This window comes from Rhodococcus sp. NPDC057014, assembly GCF_042673295.1.
Lineage (GTDB): Bacteria > Actinomycetota > Actinomycetes > Mycobacteriales > Mycobacteriaceae > Rhodococcus_F.
The window spans coordinates 1-17,951 of the sequence record NZ_JBHUSF010000067.1; the positions used below are offsets into that span (position 1 = coordinate 1).

Below are 17,951 nucleotides of genomic sequence, written 5' to 3' on the forward strand. Positions count from 1 at the left end.
CGGGACGCTCGTTGCGTCAGATCGAACGAGCGTCCCGTTCGTCCGTCGAACGTTCCGCCCCGTCAGCGGGACGACCGCGTCCGACGCCGCAGGGCGGGGACGGCGATGCCGAAGACGAACGCGATGGCGACGCCGAGCACGGTTTCGGAAAGCCGTTCGGCGAAGCGGTATCCGGCCTGTTCGGGATCGGAATACAGCAGCAGGACGAACACGAGGAACGTGGTGAACGTGGAGGTCACGTACCAGCGACTGCGGTGGGTTGCCGCGGCAGTCGCGACGATCGCGACGACGGCAGCGCTGTAGACCCAGTCGGCGGGAGTCGCACCGACGACGAGCACGGCTGCCGTTCCCCCGATGAGCATCGATGCGATCCGTCCCGCCATGCGCGTCACCTGTTCGTCGGTGTCGGGACGCATCACGAGAAGTGCTGCTGCGCAGGCCCAGCCGACGTGGTCGAGGTCGAGGGCGAACCCGATCGCGGCGGCGGTCGCGCCTGCGGCGCCGAGTCGGACGCCGTACCCGAGGGTGATCGCGGTCCCGGGCCGGGCGGGCGCGTCGGCAGCATGCTCGGGGAGCAGCAGCGAAACGACGTACGCGAACACCGAGCCGCCGATCATGAGCACCGCGAGTTCGATTGCTGTCGTCGGGTCGTCGTAGCTGAGCCCGACTCCGACCAGCGGCACCGACAGCGTCGACAAGACCCTGCCGAGGTTTCGCCGTTTCGCGACGGTGGTCCGTGCGAGCGCCGCCGCACCGACTGCGAGGGCGAACACGACCACGATCGCCAGCAGGGGTGTGCGGGCGACGAGTGAGCCCAACACCATCGGCAGCCCGGTCAGGATCCCGACGAGGATCAGTGCAGCCCGCGCCCGTCGGGTCGGCGGCAGTCCCATGATCGCTGCAGGCAGCACCCCCACCGCCAGCGCGACACCCGACGGGACTGCGACGGCGGTGACCGCCGCGGCCGGCGCGGCGTCGACGGCGCCGAGCGTCGCGGCTCGCCATTGCCAGTCGATACGCCGGGTGCCGGTCTCGCCCGGTTCCGGCTGCTCGTGGGGCACGTTCTCAGCGTCCTCCTACCTGCGCAGTCCCGGATCACTCCTCGGGGATGAGATCGCGAAGTTCCCGATCGGTGCTGACATACCGCACACTTTGTTCTTAGAAAAACCAAAGTACGTATTGATAACGAGCCAAAGGTCCTCTAGTGTCAGCGTGACACCGCTCACTCGTAGATTTTGAAGAGGACACGAGACATGGCTCTGACAATTGGCATCGACGTGGGTGGCACGAAGATCGCTGCCGGCGTGGTCGACACCGACGGAGTCATCCACCGGATGGTGCGTCGTGACACCCCGTCCCACGATGCGCGCGGTGTCGAGAACGTCATCGCCGAACTCGTCCGGGATCTGGCCGGTACCCACCCGGTCCGGGCTGTCGGCATCGGCGCGGCGGGCTTCGTCGCCGCCGACCTCAGCACCGTGCTGTTCGCCCCGAACCTCGCCTGGCGCAACGAACCGCTCGGTGCGGCGGTCGAAGCGGCGTGCGGATTGCCGACGGTGGTGGAGAACGACGCCAACGCCGCCGCCTGGGGCGAAGCGCGCTTCGGGGCCGGGCGGACGGGACAGACCGTCGTCGTGCTCACCGTGGGAACCGGGATCGGCGGCGGCATCGTCGTCGACGGCGTCCTCCACCGCGGCAAGTTCGGGGTGGCCGCGGAGTTCGGGCACCTCAACGTCGAACCGCACGGTCGCCGGTGCGGCTGCGGCAACCACGGCTGCTGGGAGCGTTACGCCAGCGGGCGGGCACTCGTCCGGGAAGCGCAGGACCTCGCGAACGTGTCGCCCGGTTTCGCCGCCGACCTCCTCGCCCGCGCAGGCGGCAGGGCGGACGCCATCACCGGCCTGCACGTCACCGCCGCCGCGCAGGACGGCGACCCCGCCGCGCTCGAATGTTTCCGGGTGATCGGTTCCTGGCTGGGACACGGCATGGCGGACATCGCCGCGTTCTTCGACCCCGACCTGTTCATCATCGGCGGGGGAGTGTGCGAGGCCGGTGAACTGCTGCGCGGTCCCGCCGCTGCCGCTTTCGAGAACCGTCTCACGGGACGCGCACATCGACCGGTCGCCGAGGTGCGACTGGCGGAACTCGGCGCGAACGTCGGCATCGTCGGCGCCGCCGATCTGGCCCGGGAACGAGTTCTCGGGCTCGCACACAACGGCTCACGAGTATCTGGAGGAGTGCAATGTCCAATCGGTTGAGTCTTCCCATTCCGGTCGCCGAGGTGTGGGACTGGCAGAGGGACGCCGCGTGCCGCGGCTACGAGTCGTCCACCTTCTTCCACCCCGACCGCGAACGGGGCCGGGCACGCGAGATGCGGGACTTCCGCGCCAAGATGATCTGCCGCGGCTGCCCCGTGCTGGTGCAGTGCCGGGAGCACGCGCTCAGTGTCGGTGAACCGTACGGCATCTGGGGCGGTCTCTCCGCGAACGAACGCGAAGAACTGCTCGCCAATCACCACGGCCGGGTCGACGAGGCCGTCGCCGAATCGTTCGGATTCGACCTGGCACGCCAGGCCTGAGCGGTCAGCTGCCCGCGGGCAGCATGACCACCCGGCTGTTGTCGGTGTCCGCGACGTACACATCGCCCCGGCTCGACACGGCGATCCCTTCCGGCTGGTCCAGGCCCGTGAACGGGAGGACCTCCTGCTCGTCCGAACCGGCGGGCAGCCGCAGAATCCGGTTGTGGTTCTGGTCGATCGCGTACACGGTTCCTTCGTCGTCGACCGCGACACCACCGACGCTCTGGAGGTCGGTGAACGGCAGGAAGCTCTGGGCGCGGGTGGCGGCGTTCCACGCGAGCACCTTGTTGGGCGTGCCGACGTAGAGATCGCCCTGCTCACCGACGGCGACGGCGAACGGCCCGATCACCGTCAGCGGCACCGCGACGGGGGCGGCGGTGACGTCGCGCAGGGCCATCACCCGGTTGTTCAGCGTGTCCGCGACGTACAGCGTTCCATCCGGTCCGAGCGCGATTCCGAACGGCTGGTTCAGCCCGCCGATCGGCATCGGTACCTGGGTGCTGCCGTGCAGCATCGTCACGGTGTTGGTCACGAGGTCGGACACGTACACGTCGCCGGACGCACTGACCGCAATTCCCTGCGGAACCTCGAGTCCGGTGAACGGCAGAACCGTCTGCTCGTAGGACCCGGCCCGCACCTCCAGAACCTGCTTGGCCGCGCTGTCCGCGATGTACAGGTTTCCGCTGCCCGAGACCGCGAGCCCGGCCGGGCCCTGCACGCCGGTCAGCGGGAGCACCACCTGCCTGTCGGCCGACTCCTCGCCCGGCCAGACGACATAGGCGACAGCGGCGGCGACGAGGACCACCGCCAGAAGGGCGGCGAGCAGCCAGCGTGTGCGCCGCCACCGGCCCGCGACCGCGGTCGGTGCCGTCGGCTCCGCACCCGGCTCGGCGTCGGGCCGGGTCACGGCGGGACGGCTCGTCCGGGTGGTCGCGGCGGAGTCGGCGAGGGCAGCAGGGCGGGTGACGCTGCCGGGCGCGTCCCACTCGATCGCGTGGACGGCGTCGCTGAACTCACGGCACGTCGAGTAGCGCTCCTCGCGGTCCTTGGCCATGGCGCGCGCGACGACGGCGTCGACACCGGCGGGCAGCCCCGGTCGCACGACGGTCGGCTTGGGAATCGGCCCGTTCAGATGACCGTGCATCACCGAGGACGCGGTGGTCCCGGGATACGGCGGTTCGTTGGTGAGCAGATGGAAGAAGGTGCAGCCCAACGCGTAGATGTCGACACGGTGGTCGAGGTTCCGGCCCTCGATCTGCTCGGGCGCCGCGTAATGCAGTGTCGCCACCAGCATCCCGGTGCGGGTCAGCTGATGCGTCTCGTCCAGGGCCTTGGCGGTGCCGAAATCGGTGAGCAGCACACGTTCCGGGTCGCCCGGCGCGAGCAGGATGTTCGCCGGCTTCACGTCGCGATGCAGGATCCCCGCCTCGTGCGCGTGATCGAGCGCCTTCCCGGTCTCGCCGACGATGTGCACGGCGCGCTCCACGTCCAGTGCCCCGGAATTGAGCGCTCTCCGGGCGTCGACGCCGGGAACGTACTGCATCGCGATCCACAACCTGCCGCCCTCACGGCCGCGGTCGTGGACGGTGACGATGTTGGGATGGTCGAGGTGGGCGGCGTGGTCCGCTTCCGACTCGAAACGCGACCGGACGTAGTCGTCGCTCGTCCACGACGTGTCGAGCAGTTTGAGAGCGACCTTGCGCGGCAGGTTGGGATGCTGGGCGAGGTAGACGGTGCCCATCCCGCCTCGTCCCAGAACCCGTTCGATCACGTAGCCGGCAAACACCGTGCCCGGTTCGAACTCGCCGCTCACTCGGCTTCACCGCCTCCCGGGACCCTTCACCATTGAACCCCGCAGCCCCGTCAGTCCGGTAGCCTGCGCATCTCGAGGACGGTCAGCCCCAGCGCGTCGAAGCGGGCCAGCATGCCGCGGAGATCCGTCGGGCCGTCGACCGGACCGTAGAGCGTCGTGTCACCGGTCGTGACGTCCGAGACGTCCAACTCGGGGAAGGCCGCCAGCACCCGATCGGACAGGGCGCCGCTGATCAGGAAGGCGTACCTGACCTTGCCGGGCCAGTTCGATTCAGGACGCACCACGGCGGGCTCCTTCATTCGCATCGTCGTTCCAGAACTCGGTCAGCCGTAGATTTCAGGGTGACCCACGGAACGGCGACGCGCCTCACCCGCAAGTGGTGAACCGTCTCAGAGCAAACCGTTGTGTTGCGCGGCGGCGATCGCGTCGCGGCGGGACGTGACGCCGAGTTTGCGGTAGATCCCGCGCAAATGCGTCTTCACCGTGTTCACCGACACGCACAGGTCGGCCGCGATCTGCTCGGCGGTGCGCCAGGACGGAAGCTCCACGAGGAGTTCCAGTTCACGGGGAGTGAGCATGTCGGATGCCGTGCTCTCCGACCGGGGGAACGACGCGCGGAGCCTCTCCGCGAACGGTTCGAGCACTCCGAACCGGCCGGTGCTCCGCACGAGAAGATCCCGGATCTGTGGTCCGCAGTCGTGGAACGGACGCAGCACCGACTGCGGCTCCGCGAGACGCAACGCCTCGGTCAGTGCGCTGTGGGCGCGCGAATCATGTTTCCGGGCAAGCGCGATCGACGCGTCCACGAGCCACGCCGCGATCAGGTTGGTGCCCGCCGCGCAGTCCAGTTCACCGTCCAGGACCGGCTGGATCGTCCGGCGGGCCAGGTCGAGGCGGTGCAGATGCAGGTGGATGATCGCCTCGACGAGGGGTGTGTCGCCGGTGGGCCCGAGGTAGGCCTGCGCCTCGGTGGCCAACTCGTGCGCCCACCCGATCTCACCGGCGGACAGATACGCGTACTGGATGGCGGGCAGCAGCACCGCCCGGATTCCCGGCGGCATCGGCAGCGCGGACGACACGGGGCTGTCCGCATGCACCATCGTCACCGAAGCGTGCCGGTGTTCGGACTCGTCGAGACCGAACAGGGCCGCGGCGCCGTCGGCGAAACCCGCGGTTGCGGTGCTCGCGCGACGCAACGCCTCTGCGGATTCGGCGGCGACACGGGCGGCGTCGGGGTCCATCTGCATGTAGCGGCACCAGGAGTCGATCAGCTTCGTCAACTGGAACGTCGGATCGCTCGTCGCCGACTGCGTCCGGCCGATAGTCAGGGCCTCGTCCACCAGTTCGGACGCCACCCTGACGTCCCCCCGCGACATCGAGACGGCGGCGAGAGTTCCCAAGCAGTACATGACGCTCAACGGTGCGTCGCCGAGCCGCGCGTGCGCGAGTGACCTCCCGAGCACGGCCTCCGCGTCGTCGTCCCGTCCGAGGAAGAGCAGCGCACGCCCTTCCTGGAGCAGGACGAACGCGTCGAGATCGGGGTCGCCGCTCGATCCGCCGCCCACGCTCTGCAGGCGCTTCAGCGCGGTCTCGATGTCGCCGGTGCCGATCGCGGTCTGCACCCGCAGCGATTCGCGGAGCAGCAGGTGCACCCGGGATTCGGTGGCCCCGTCCACCAGCAGTCCCGACTTCCTGCGGTCGAGGAGTTCGAGGGTCGACGTGGCCACCGGGATGTTTCCCGAGGCGAGCGCGGCAGCCGCGCGGAGCAGCCGTGCCGACGGATGGTCCTGCGACGCCCGGGGCGCCCGCGTGAGAATCCGGTCGACGGCCTCGCCGTGGCCCCCGATGATCAGGGGCAGCGACGTCCGGGCCAGCAGTGCCACGATCTCGTCGTGATCACCGGAGTTCACCGCGTGCTCGAGTGCGAGCAGCGCATCCCCGAATTCGTCGTGCCAGTGGGCCGCCGTCAATTCGAGATGCTCGACTTCGACGTGGCCGATCCGGCTGATCTCCGCGCGCAGATAACTGTGCAGCAGCGGGTGGTAGCGATAGTGGGTGGGGTTCTCGGTGATTCGGCTGATCAGAAAATTGTGGTGCTCGAGCCAGTCGATGTTGCCGTGCGCGTCCGTGCAGCCCGTGAGTTTCTCGGCGAGTTCGACCGTGAACGAGGCGGGGACGGACGTGCGCAGGAGGAACTCGCGCATCTCGTCGGTCTGGCCGGAGAGGACCTCCTCGATGAGATAGTCGGCGACGGCCCGGCGGTCGCCCGAGAACTCGGCGATCAACCGGCTCGGATCCGGATGTCCTTCCAAAGACATTCCCGCCAGACGGATTCCGGCAGCCCAGCCCTCCGTGCGAACCATGAGGGCGTCGAGATCGTCCGGGGGTAGCACCACGCCGTGCTCGTCGAGCATCTCGGCGGACTCGTCGGACGTGAAGGCGAGATCCGTTGCCGTGAGCGTGAACAGCCTGCCGTCCAGGCGAAGCCGCTGCAGCGCGAGCGGCGGCTCGAACCGTCCGACGATGACCGTCCGCAGCATCGGCGGCTGCCAGCGCATGAACGACTCGAGATCGGTGAGCACGTCGGTGTCCCGCAGGAGGTGGGCGTCGTCGATGATCATCCACACGTTCTCGCCGAGTTCGTGCAACGCGGCCGACAACGTGGCACCGAGGTCCGGTGACTCCGAAACGAGCCCGGCGCACGCCTTCCGCAGACGAGGATTTCCGGAGTCGGTGAGTGCGCGGAGGATCGCCCGGTGGACGACGTCGAGGTCGTTGTGCCGCTCCTCGATGGTGAGCCACGCAATGGTCGGGGCGTCGTCGGCGGCCAGCAACTCCCGCGCCCAGTCGGCCACCGCCCGCGTCTTCCCCGACCCGGCAGGCGCGCAGACCAGCGCGACCGGATACGGGTGGGCCTCGTCGGTGAGCGCGTCGGTGAGCATGGTGTGCAGGCGGGTCCGGGTGACCGTTCGACCCCCTGCACTCGAAGGTATTCGAGTACTCAGATGAAATTCCCCGAGCGGTGCTGCCGTCACGCCGACCCCCAATTCTCGCTGCACCGAGAAACGATCTTCGACAAACGCCAATCCCCGACGCAGAAAGCCGGTGCGACGATTTTAGCGAGAACCCGGTGTTCTGTGTGGATGAACGTGGTTTCCGCAAACCGGCAGCAATCCGAAGTTCACACGAGACGGGTGAATCCGTCGCCGGCGGATCGGCGGACGATGACCACGTCGAAGGGCGCAGGGCCGCGGCGAAGTGCCTGAACGGAGTGACCATGAAGTTGGCAGTTGCCGGGCTGATGATGTCGATCGCACTCGTCGCGGCGGGGTGCTCGAGCAGCGACGACGCGCCGGAGACGAGTGCGACGCCGACGACGGAAGGCGGGACCGGCGCGGTCACCGTGCCCGACGCCTACACGGGATTGATCCTCACCCCGATCGGTGATCCGACCTTCCCGTTCCCGGGCACCGACGGCAAGTACCACGTCGCCTACGACCTCCAGCTGACGAACGCGACACCCGTCCCGGCGACGCTCGACAAACTGGACGTCGTCGACGGGACCGACCCGTCGAAGGTGATCGCGTCGTTCTCCGGTGCGGCGCTCGTCGAACCGAATTGTCCGTACGGCGACTGCAACCGGCTGCGAATGCTGACCGCGCCGGCAGCCACCTCCACGGCGATTCCGCCGCAGGAGACTCGTATCCTGTTCGTCGACTACACGTTCGACTCGCTCGATCAGGCCCCGAAGGCGGTGCTCCACCACCTGTACGGCAGCGCCGCGGCTGCGCCGTCGTCGCGGGAACCGTCCCCCGTCGACTATCTGATCACCGCCCTCGACATCGACGCCGGGACCCCACGCGTCATCTCGCCACCGCTGAAGGGCGACAACTGGATTGCCCTCAACGGCTGCTGCCTGCCGGGATTCCCGCACCGCACGTCGCCGCTCCCGGTCGACGGCAAGATCAACAACAGTCAGCGGTTCGCGATCGACTGGAAACGCACCAACGACCAGGGCGAGTTCTATACCGGCGACCGGACGAAGAACGAGAGCTACGTCGACTACGGGTCCGACGTGTACGCCGTCGCCGACGGAACGGTCGTAGCCACATTGGACAACGTGCCCGCCAACGCCCCGGGCACACTGCCCGCCGAGGTGCCGGAACTCGCCGCGAAACTCACCGTCGAGAACGTCGACGGAAACCACGTCGTCCTCGACCTCGGGGGCGGCGTCTACGCGATGTACGCGCACTTCATCGAGGGTTCGCTGCTCGTCAAGCCCGGGGACAAGGTCTCGAAGGGCGACACGCTCGCGAAACTCGGGAACACCGGCAACGCCAACGCGTCGCACCTGCACTTCCAGCTCATGAACGGCCCGAGCCTGCTCTATGCCGACTCCCTGCCGTACGTCTTCGACAGCTTCGAATACGACGGGCAGGTGGCGCCGCAGCAGATCCTCGACGCGGACGACTACCTGTCGGGGCAGTTCCTGCAGGGAAAACTGCCCACCGGTGAGCCGCGGACGGATGAGCTTCCGGGCAATCTCGCGATCGTCGACTTCGGGTAGGCGGCTCCGCCGCCCGTGAGTGGTCAAGGAGTCCAGAGACTCTCTAACCACTCACGGGCGCGAAGCGCCTACGGCGTGACGATCGGGAACGCGTTGTCGGGCGGGTCGAGCAATGCGGTGAGGGCGAGGAGTTTCGACGGGTCGCCCGTCACCTCGATGCCCTCCAGTCCCCGGCCGGCGAACAGGGCAAGCAACTGCATCTTCGTCAGGGTCAGCGTGACGTCCGGTTGCGTCGGCGTCCTCGGCGCGACCGTCTGGATGAGCGCGCCGTTGGACAGCGTGGTCCGGTAGTGCGCTTCGGGTTCGGTGAAGTGCCATTCCGCGACGAGGGTGGCGTCCCAGGCTCGCGGGCCGTTGATGCGGAGGGCGACGGAGTCGAAGATCTGGTCGATCGTCAGGGCACTCAGCATGTCCGCGCCGAGGTCGCTGAGCGGCGGGGCGACGATGCCGCCGCGCAGTTCGAGTGCCCCGGTGAGGTAGAAGTTGCGCCAGGTGGCGTTCTCCGCACCGAAGCCGAGTTGCTCGTATGTGCGGGCCAGCAGGTCCTTGGCCGCGTCGTCGGAGGGGTCGGCGAACACGGCGTGCTTGAGCAGTTCGGCGGCGAACCGCAGATCTCCGCGCTCGAGGTACTGCGTCGCCTTCGACCGGACCTCGTCCTGGCCGCCCATGCATTCGACGTAGCGGGTGGCCGCGCCTTCGGGCGGATGCGGCCACAGTGACGTCGGGTTGCCGTCGAACCAACCCATGTACCGCTGGTAGATCGCCTTCACGTTGTGGCTGACCGAGCCGTAGTACCCGCGCGCATGCCAGGCGGATTCGAGGGCGGGCGGCAGCGGGAAATCTTCGGCGATCTCGATCCCGGTCAGTCCCGCGTTGAGCATCCGCAGCGTCTGGTCGTGCAGGTACTGGTACAGGTCGCGCTGCTCCGACAGGAATTTCACCACCCGGTCGCGACCCCACGTCGGCCAGTGGTGGGACGCGAACGAGACGTCGTAGCCGCCGTCGAACATTTCGATCGCCTGGTCGAGATACCGCGACCAGGCGCGGGGATCGCGGACAAGTGCGCCGCGCAGTGTGAGGAGATTGTGCAGGTTGTGGGTGGCGTTCTCGGCCATGCACAGTGCCCGGTGGTCCGGGAACAGGAAGTTCATCTCGGCGGGCGCCTCCGTTCCGGGCGTCACCTGGAAGAGGATCCGGATGCCGTCGACGGTCTCCTCCTGACCGGTGTGGGTGATGTCGACGGTCGGCGGGATCAGCCCGGGCCTGCCGGTCGACGTGTTCGTTCCGAGCCCCGCCCCGAGGTGCCCGCGCGGACCCTTGGGCAGCAGCGGTCCGTACATGTAGGTGGCGCGCCTGCCCATCGCCGTTCCGGCGTAGACGTTCTCGGAGACCGCGTGTTCGAGGAACCCTTCGGGCGCGAGGATCGGGACGTCGCCGCGACCGTCCGGGAGGACGCCGACGACGCCACCGAAGTGGTCGATGTGGGAGTGGGTGTAGATGACGCCGGTGACGGGCCGGTCGCCCCGGTTCTTCCGGTACAGCGCGAGCGCGGCGGCCGCGGTCTCCTGCGAGATGAGCGGGTCGATCACCAGGACACCCGTCTCGCCCTCGACGATCGTCATGTTGGACAGGTCGATTCCGCGCAGCTGGTAGATGCCGTCGGTGACCTCGTACAGCCCGTCCTTCGCGCACAGTTGCGACTGCCGCCACAGGCTCGGGTCGGCCGTGTCCGGGCAGTCGCCGGACAGGAACGCGTACTCCTGCATGTCCCACACCGTGCGACCGTCCGCGTCCGCGACGGTGCAGGGGTCGAGACGGTCGACGAAACCGCGGTCGGCGTCTTCGAAATCGGTGGTGTCGGAGAAGTCGGGTGTCATGGTTCTTCCTTCTCGTGTCGTGGCGGGGTGGGGGTGGTGGCCGGTGCCGGGGGTGTGGGTGAGCTGCTGAGGATCGTGTTGATCCACCTCGTGGACGGGTCGATGTCGATCAGCAGTGCCTTCGCCATCAGCGTCAGCGGGATGGCGAGGATCGCGCCGAGCGGTCCGAGGATCCACGTCCAGAACACCAGCGACAGGAACGTGAACGTCACGGACAGGCCGACAGCGTCCCCGACGAACTTGGGCTGGATCACGGACTGGATGATGACGTTGATGACGCTGTACAGGACGATGACGGTCAGCATCAGCCCCGGCCCGCCCTGCAGCAGCCCGAGCAGGGCGGGCGGGACGAGTCCGAGTACGAAGCCGACGTTCGGGATGTAGTTGGTGATGAACGACAGCAGGCCCCACAGGATCGGCAGCGGAATCCCCAGCGCCCATAGTGCTCCGGTGTCGATGACCGCGACGATCAAACCGAAGACGGTGGTCACGACCAGGTACTTGCGGGTGCCGAGGGAGAAGGCGGACAGGGCGGTGGCGATGTCGGGGCGCATCCGCGTGACGATGCTCATCCGCGAACCGTAGGAGCTTCCGTCGACCGCCATGAACAGCAGGAGGGCGGCGAGGAACAGCAGGTTCGAGAAGACCCCCAGCATCGCCTGCAGGATGCCGTCCACGAAACCGAACACCGTGGTGTAATCCACTTGGGAGAGCAGGGTCTGGGCGCTGGTGGAGTTCACGCCGTGGCTGTTCAGGAAGCTCTGGGCGCTGTCGATGAGGGACGTGAAGTCGTCCGCGTACTCCGGGAGGAGCGTGGCGAGCTGCGCGACCGACAGCGCCAGCGACAGCACGAGTACGACGAGGATGCCGTTGACGACCAGGATCGCGGCGATCGTCGCGAGCCACGGCGGCACACCCTTCCCGTGAAGCCACACGGGGAGCGGATGGACCGCGACGGTGAGCATGAGGGCGAGGAAGATCGGGGCGAGGATCGGCGCCGCCACCTGGATCCCGGCCACGGTGATGACGAGCGCGGCCAATCCGAGGATCACGATCAGGCCGCGCGGCATCGACCACCGAGTGTCCGGCTCCGCGCCGGATGCGTCCTGCGGATCGATCATCGCGTGTCCCTTCGCAACGGCCGGTCTTCCGGGATGCCCCGATTCGACTCTTGCACCACGCCGTCGGCGTCACATCATCCGTTGCAGATGAGGATCACCCGGCGCGGATGATGCCTCGCACCTCCGGGGGCCGGACGATTCGACTGTTCGCAAACACACTTTCGAGAAGGGCATGGACATGACGACTACCCCGGAGTCCAGGACGGACAGCCCTGTGAAACAGGGTTTTGCAGCAGGAACTTCACTGGCAGCGGCGATATTGCTGCTGACCGTCGGCGTGATTTCGTTCTTCCAGGGCATCGCCGCAGTCGCGTCCGACGATCTGCTGGTCATCGGCGTCCAATACACCTACCAGTTCGACACCACCGCGTGGGGCTGGATCCACATCGTGCTGGGCGTCGTCCTGGCCATCAGCGCGATCGGACTGATGACGGGCGCCACGTGGGCTCGCGTCGTCGCGGTCTGCATCGCCGCGCTGTCGATCCTCGCCAACTTCCTGTGGCTGCCCTACTACCCGCTGTGGTCGATTCTGATCATCGCACTCGACGTCGTCGTGATCTGGGCGGTCACCACCTGGGACACCGCCAGGGACTAGGACGATGACGACGTGGTGAGTACCGTGACCGGCACCTGGCCGGTGTTCGGCTCGCTGCGGGACTACCAACGGGGGTGGATCAGGCCCGATGTGATCGCGGGCCTGACCGTGTGGGCGGTGCTGGTCCCGGAGGCACTGGCCTACGCGACCATCGCGGGGGTGCCACCGGTCGTCGGCCTCTACGCGGCGGTCCCGGCACTGATCCTGTACGCGGCGGCGGGCAGTTCGCGTCACCTCGTGGTGGGTCCGATGTCGGCGACCGCAGCCCTGTCGGCGGCGATCGTCGCGCCGCTGGCCGGTGCGGACGGCGGAACGTATGCGGCGCTGTCCGCCGTCCTCGCGATCGCCACCGGGATCGCGGGGCTGCTGGCCGGTCTGCTGCGCCTCGGATTCATCGCCTCGTTCATCTCCGAGCCGGTGCTGAAGGGCTTCATCGTCGGCCTCGCCCTCACCATCATCGTCGGACAGGTGCCCGCGCTGTTCGGAGTGGAGAAGGAGCAGGGCAACTTCTTCGAACAGGCCTGGGGGGTGCTCACCCATCTCGGGGACCTGCACTGGGTGACGCTCGTCGTCGGCGGTCTCAGCCTGGTGGTGGTGCTCGGGTTCACACGCTGGCTGCCGCTGGTCCCGGGATCGCTGCTCGCCGTGCTCCTCGGGATCGCGGCGGTGTCGTTGTTCGGGCTGGACGACCGGGGCGTCGACATCGTCGGGCACATCGATCCGGGTCTGCCCTCGCTCGGTCTGCCGGCCGGAGTCGGGTTCGACGACTACGTCGACCTGCTGGGTCCGGCGGTCGGCGTGCTGCTGATCGGCTTCGCCGAAGGTCTCGGCGCCGCGAAGACGTACGCGGCGAAGGAAGGCTACGAGATCGACCCGAACCGGGAACTTCTCGGCCTCGGCACCGCAAACCTCGGTTCCGGGTTGTGCTCGGGAATGGTGGTCAACGGCAGCCTCTCCAAGACGGCGGTGAATGGAGGGGCGGGCGCGAAATCTCAGGTCAGCGGTCTCGTCGTCGCCGCGCTGACCGTGGTCACGCTGCTGTTCCTCACCGGCCTCTTCGAGAACCTGCCCGAAGCGACCCTGGCCGCGGTGGTGATCGCCGCAGTCGTCGAACTCGTCGACATCGCCGCGCTCCGCAGGCTGTACGGGGTGTGGACGACGCGGCTGGGCAGCATCTACGGCCACGCCGCGCGCGCCGACTTCGCGGCGGCTCTCGCGGCGATGGTGGGTGTTCTGCTCTTCGACACCCTGCCCGGGCTGGTCATCGGCATCGGCGTCTCCATGCTCCTGCTGCTCTACCGAGCCTCCCGTCCCCACGTCGCGGCGCTCGTGAAGGACGGGTCGCTGTGGGTGGACGCCGAACGTCACCCCGAACTGCCCGCCACTCCGCACGTGGTGGTCGTGCGGGTCGAGTCCGGATTGTTCTTCGCCAACGCCGATCACGTGAAGGACCGCATCGAAGAACTGTGCACCGACGACACCAGGACGGTGGTGCTCGACGCGGAGACGTCCCCGTTCATCGACGTCAGTTCGGCGCAGATGCTGGGGCAACTGCGGGACGCCCTGGAACGCAGGGGCGTCGACCTCCGGGTGGCCCGAGACATCGGCCAGTTCCGCGACACGATGCGGCGCGCGGGCTCCCACACTTCACCCGTCGGCCTGTACCCGACCGTGCGGGAAGCGCTTGCCGATATGAGCCGGGAACGGCCAGAGGAGGATTCGTGACCGTCAGTACAGAATTGCAGGAACTCGCCGCGAAGGCGTGGGTGTACGGTTTCCCGCTGGTGTTCGATCTCGACCAGGTGAACCGTTTCGTGGCGGACGGGATGGGGAGCCTCGCGCCCGCACCGTTCAACACGTTCAGTCACGCCCGCACCCTCGCCGGGCCGCGGGACACCTTCGTCTCGGTCAACAACGACACCGTCTACTCGATCGCGCAGATCGACCTCGGCGACGGACCGCAACTGCTGCGGGTGCCCGACAGCGGCGGCGCGTACTACGTGCTGCAGTTCGTCGATGCGTGGACCGACAATTTCGCGTACGTCGGCAAACGTGCGACGGGAACGGCGGCAGGCCGTTATCTGCTGACCGGCCCCGGGTGGTCCGGCGAGGTCCCCGCCGGCGCGACGCGGATCGCGTTCCCCACCGTGGTCGGCACCATCGTCGGCCGCTGGGCCTGCGACGGCGAGGCCGACCTGGAACGGGTGAACGCACTGCAATCGGCCCTCACGCTGGAACCCGTCGGTGACCAGGCGCAGGCAAGCGGTCTGCCCGCACCCGACCCGAACGTCCCCGAGGACCTTCGCTTCTGGGAGAAGCTGCGGGTGTACTCGCAGGCGTACCCGCCCGCCGCGCAGGACCTGATCGCCGAGCAGATGTTCGCCCCGCTCGGATTGCTCGAGACCGGGGCGTCGCTGTACCTCGAGGCCCCGCCGGATCTCGCGTCCGTCCTCACGGCGGGCGCCGAGGCCGGGCACCAATCGTTGGTTGCCGCACTGAAATCGGGTGCCGGTGCGGCCGTCGTCAACGGCTGGCAGTTGATGTACCACGCCTTCGACTACAACGACGACTTCTTCGAGGTCGGCACCGTGAACTCACCCGAGTGGCGGATCGAGGACCGCTCGAAGGCACTGGGCCTGCGGGCCGGTGCCGCGATGGCGGGACTGTGGGGCAACCACGGCTACGAGGCCGCGTACGCGCCGATCTACCACGACAGCGACGGCGACGAACTCTCCGGCGAACACACCTACACGCTCACGTTCGCGCCGACCCCGCCCGTCGACGCGTTCTGGTCGATCACCATGTACGACCTCCCGGAGTTCTTTCTCGTCGACAATCCCCTCGACCGCTATTCGATCGGCGACCGCACCCCGGGACTGGTGTTCGCCGACGACGGTTCGCTGACCATCACGCTCGGCGCGACCGCCCCGGCCGACCCGGTCGCCCGCGCCAACTGGCTGCCCACACCGGACGCGGGTTTCCGGCCGATGCTGCGGATGTACAGCCCCCGAGCCGAGGTGTTCGACGGAACGTTCGAGATCCCGCCGATCGTGAAGACCATGTGATCCGGGAGGCAGTGAATCGGCGGTAGTGTTCGGGCCGATTCGAGGGGGATCGAGTGAAGAAAGTCGCCGCGGCGCTCCTGTGCGCCGCGATCACGTCCGGGTGTGCGCACACCGTCTCGGGAACTGCGGGGGCTTCCCCACGGGACGAGCAGAGTCCACGACAGCAGGAGCACGTCGCCGTCGAGGACGCGCTGCGCGGCGCCGATCCGTGCGGGCTGCTCGACGAGGCGGTGGTGCGGAGCGCCGGCGCGGTCCAGCAGTACGGGTCCGCCGTGCAACTGTCGGTGTGTTCGGCGCTGATGGCCCGGCCCGACGGCGTCACCACCTATGTGGAGGTGTCCCTGCTGCCGCCGGTGCTGTCCGGTGCGGGCGCCGACCTGACGCGCGGGACGTGCGAGCGCGTCTTCCCGCTGAACCTCGGCACCGACCGCCGAGACGAGGACGGGCCGCGGGGGACCGTCCGGGCGGGAACCGTGGCCGGGCAGGACTCCTGCCCGCTGGTCGACGCGGTGCTGGACTCGGCGATCGACAGGATGCGGTCGGGACTGCCCGCCCGCGACGCCGACTCCCCGGATCAGGTGGCGCTCGCCGTTCACGACCCCTGCGAAGTCCTCGACGTGCTGGGGACCACGGCGGGCGGACGCGTCGTCGATCCGGAGTCGCGGCCCGCCCCGTTCGACTGCGTCCTGTTCCCGAACCCGAATCGGGTGCCCGGGAGCGAGGTGACCGTGTCGTTCACGATGTCGCCGGTGAAGGAAAACAGACCACCCGTTCCCGCCGAGCCGGAGACGGTCGGCGACCGGTGCCGGTGGACGAGCCCGATGGGTGAGCCGATCGACATCACACGGCCCGGAGCGGGTGTCGACGAGTTCACCCGCAGGCTCGGCCATGCGAGTGCAGTCGTCACTGTTCACGGCCCGAACTGCGCCGCCGTGGCAAGGGTCGCGGACGCCGCGAACACGGCGTTCGGATAGGCCGCCGAACGGACTCACCCGGGATCAGATTGGACTCCGCCGGTAAGCTCGACAGCTGGACCAGTACAGATTCATCGACCTGGAGGTAGAAACGCGTGGCTCTCGTCGTCCAGAAGTACGGCGGATCCTCGGTGGCAACCGCCGAGAGAATCCGACGAGTGGCTGAACGGATCGTCGAGACCAAGAAGGCCGGCAACGATGTCGTCGTCGTGGTTTCAGCGATGGGGGACACCACTGATGAGCTGCTCGATCTGGCTCAGCAGGTGTGCCCAGCCCCACCCGCCCGCGAAATGGACATGCTGCTGACCTCCGGTGAGCGCATCTCCAATTCTCTCGTCGCAATGGCAATTCATTCGCTCGGTGCGGAGGCCCGTTCGTTCACGGGTTCGCAGGCGGGCGTCATCACCACCGGTGCTCACGGCAACGCCAAGATCATCGACGTCACCCCGGGCCGCGTCCGGGATGCGCTCGACGAGGGCTCGATCGTCCTCGTCGCCGGATTCCAGGGCGTCAGCCAGGACAGCAAGGACGTGACGACCCTCGGGCGCGGCGGTTCGGACACCACCGCGGTGGCCCTCGCCGCAGCCCTCGAGGCCGACGTCTGCGAGATCTACACCGACGTCGACGGCATCTTCACCGCCGACCCGCGCATCGTTCCCGACGCGCAGCGGCTCGAGACGGTGTCGTTCGAGGAGATGCTCGAACTCGCGGCGTGCGGCGCGAAGGTGCTCATGCTCCGCTGCGTCGAGTACGCCCGCCGATACAACGTGCCTGTGCACGTCCGTTCGTCATACACGACCAAGCCGGGCACCATCGTGTCCGGATCGATGGAGGACATCCCCGTGGAAGAGGCAATCATCACCGGAGTCGCGCACGATCGCGGCGAGTCCAAGATCACCGTCGTCGGCCTGCCCGACACCCCCGGTTACGCCGCGCAGGTCTTCCGCGCGGTGGCCGAGGCGGAGATCAACATCGACATGGTGCTGCAGAACATCTCGAAGGTCGAGACCGGCAAGACGGACATCACGTTCACCCTGCCGACGGCCGACGGCCCGCGGGCGGTCGAGAAGCTGACCAAGCTGCAGGGCGAGATCGGCTTCACGCAGGTGCTGTTCGACGACCACATCGGCAAGGTGTCGCTGGTCGGCGCGGGCATGAAGAGCCACCCGGGCGTCACCGCGACGTTCTGTGAGGCCCTCGCGAAGGCCGGCGTCAACATCGACCTCATCTCCACGTCGGAGATCCGCATCTCGGTGCTCGTCAAGGACGTGGAGCTGGACAAGGCCGTGAAGGCGATCCACGACGCATTCGAGCTCGGCGGCGACGAAGAAGCCGTCGTGCACGCAGGAACGGGACGGTAA

Annotated in this window: 14 protein-coding genes; 8 read left to right on the forward strand and 6 right to left on the reverse strand. The window is 68.0% G+C overall.

The window, feature by feature from the left end:
• Positions 1-62: 62 nt before the first annotated feature.
• On the reverse strand, positions 63-1,061 hold the full coding sequence (locus ACFTZB_RS15860) for an FUSC family protein (RefSeq protein WP_378432800.1): 999 nt from the start codon (positions 1,059-1,061) through the stop codon (positions 63-65).
• 192 nt (positions 1,062-1,253) lie between these two features.
• Here ACFTZB_RS15860 and ACFTZB_RS15865 point away from each other — a divergent pair, with 192 nt between their 5' ends.
• The gene (locus tag ACFTZB_RS15865) at positions 1,254-2,258 is read left to right on the forward strand and encodes an ROK family glucokinase (protein ID WP_378432801.1); all 1,005 of its coding nucleotides are present in this window, start codon (positions 1,254-1,256) and stop codon (positions 2,256-2,258) included.
• Positions 2,243-2,578, forward strand: coding sequence for a WhiB family transcriptional regulator (locus ACFTZB_RS15870; protein ID WP_005253437.1), 336 nt, complete (start codon positions 2,243-2,245; stop codon positions 2,576-2,578). The genes ACFTZB_RS15865 and ACFTZB_RS15870 overlap by 16 nt, the downstream gene beginning before the upstream one ends.
• 4 nt (positions 2,579-2,582) lie before the next feature.
• Here the strand turns inward: ACFTZB_RS15870 and ACFTZB_RS15875 are convergent, their stop codons facing one another.
• The 3 genes from ACFTZB_RS15875 to ACFTZB_RS15885 all read right to left on the reverse strand — a co-directional run bounded on the left by ACFTZB_RS15875 (position 2,583) and on the right by ACFTZB_RS15885 (position 7,333).
• A complete protein-coding gene (locus ACFTZB_RS15875; protein ID WP_378432802.1) occupies positions 2,583-4,391 on the reverse strand; it encodes a serine/threonine-protein kinase PknD in 1,809 nt (602 codons plus the stop codon).
• A gap of 50 nt (positions 4,392-4,441) precedes the next feature.
• Positions 4,442-4,690: a hypothetical protein gene (locus ACFTZB_RS15880; RefSeq protein WP_378432845.1), complete on the reverse strand. Its 249-nt coding sequence runs from the start codon at positions 4,688-4,690 to the stop codon at positions 4,442-4,444.
• Between the two features lie 90 nt (positions 4,691-4,780).
• Entirely contained in the window at positions 4,781-7,333 is a 2,553-nt protein-coding gene (locus tag ACFTZB_RS15885) for a LuxR C-terminal-related transcriptional regulator (RefSeq protein ID WP_378432804.1), read from the reverse strand.
• 335 nt (positions 7,334-7,668) lie between these two features.
• Between ACFTZB_RS15885 and ACFTZB_RS15890 the strand changes: the two genes are divergently transcribed.
• Positions 7,669-8,958 carry a M23 family metallopeptidase gene (locus ACFTZB_RS15890; protein ID WP_378432805.1) on the forward strand — a complete coding sequence of 430 codons (1,290 nt, stop codon included), beginning with the start codon at positions 7,669-7,671 and terminating at the stop codon, positions 8,956-8,958.
• 68 nt (positions 8,959-9,026) lie between these two features.
• Here ACFTZB_RS15890 and ACFTZB_RS15895 read toward each other — a convergent pair whose 3' ends face one another.
• Positions 9,027-10,835, reverse strand: coding sequence for an alkyl/aryl-sulfatase (locus tag ACFTZB_RS15895; protein ID WP_378432807.1), 1,809 nt, complete (start codon positions 10,833-10,835; stop codon positions 9,027-9,029).
• Positions 10,832-11,956 (reverse strand): AI-2E family transporter, encoded by a 1,125-nt coding sequence (locus ACFTZB_RS15900; protein ID WP_378432809.1) that lies wholly within the window; start codon positions 11,954-11,956, stop codon positions 10,832-10,834. The genes ACFTZB_RS15895 and ACFTZB_RS15900 overlap by 4 nt, the downstream gene beginning before the upstream one ends.
• Before the next feature lie 172 nt (positions 11,957-12,128).
• On the opposite strand from ACFTZB_RS15900, the gene ACFTZB_RS15905 reads away from it, so the two are divergent.
• The 5 genes from ACFTZB_RS15905 to ACFTZB_RS15925 all read left to right on the forward strand — a co-directional run bounded on the left by ACFTZB_RS15905 (position 12,129) and on the right by ACFTZB_RS15925 (position 17,951).
• Complete coding sequence (locus ACFTZB_RS15905) at positions 12,129-12,551, forward strand: hypothetical protein (protein ID WP_083395660.1); 423 nt, start codon at positions 12,129-12,131, stop codon at positions 12,549-12,551.
• A 12-nt stretch (positions 12,552-12,563) separates the two neighbouring features.
• Positions 12,564-14,276, forward strand: coding sequence for a SulP family inorganic anion transporter (locus ACFTZB_RS15910; RefSeq protein ID WP_378432811.1), 1,713 nt, complete (start codon positions 12,564-12,566; stop codon positions 14,274-14,276).
• Entirely contained in the window at positions 14,273-15,616 is a 1,344-nt protein-coding gene (locus tag ACFTZB_RS15915; RefSeq protein ID WP_378432812.1) for a DUF1254 domain-containing protein, read from the forward strand. The genes ACFTZB_RS15910 and ACFTZB_RS15915 overlap by 4 nt, the downstream gene beginning before the upstream one ends.
• Positions 15,617-15,669: 53 nt before the next feature.
• Positions 15,670-16,590 carry a hypothetical protein gene (locus ACFTZB_RS15920; protein ID WP_378432813.1) on the forward strand — a complete coding sequence of 307 codons (921 nt, stop codon included), beginning with the start codon at positions 15,670-15,672 and terminating at the stop codon, positions 16,588-16,590.
• A gap of 95 nt (positions 16,591-16,685) precedes the next feature.
• Positions 16,686-17,951: an aspartate kinase gene (locus tag ACFTZB_RS15925; protein ID WP_005248517.1), complete on the forward strand. Its 1,266-nt coding sequence runs from the start codon at positions 16,686-16,688 to the stop codon at positions 17,949-17,951.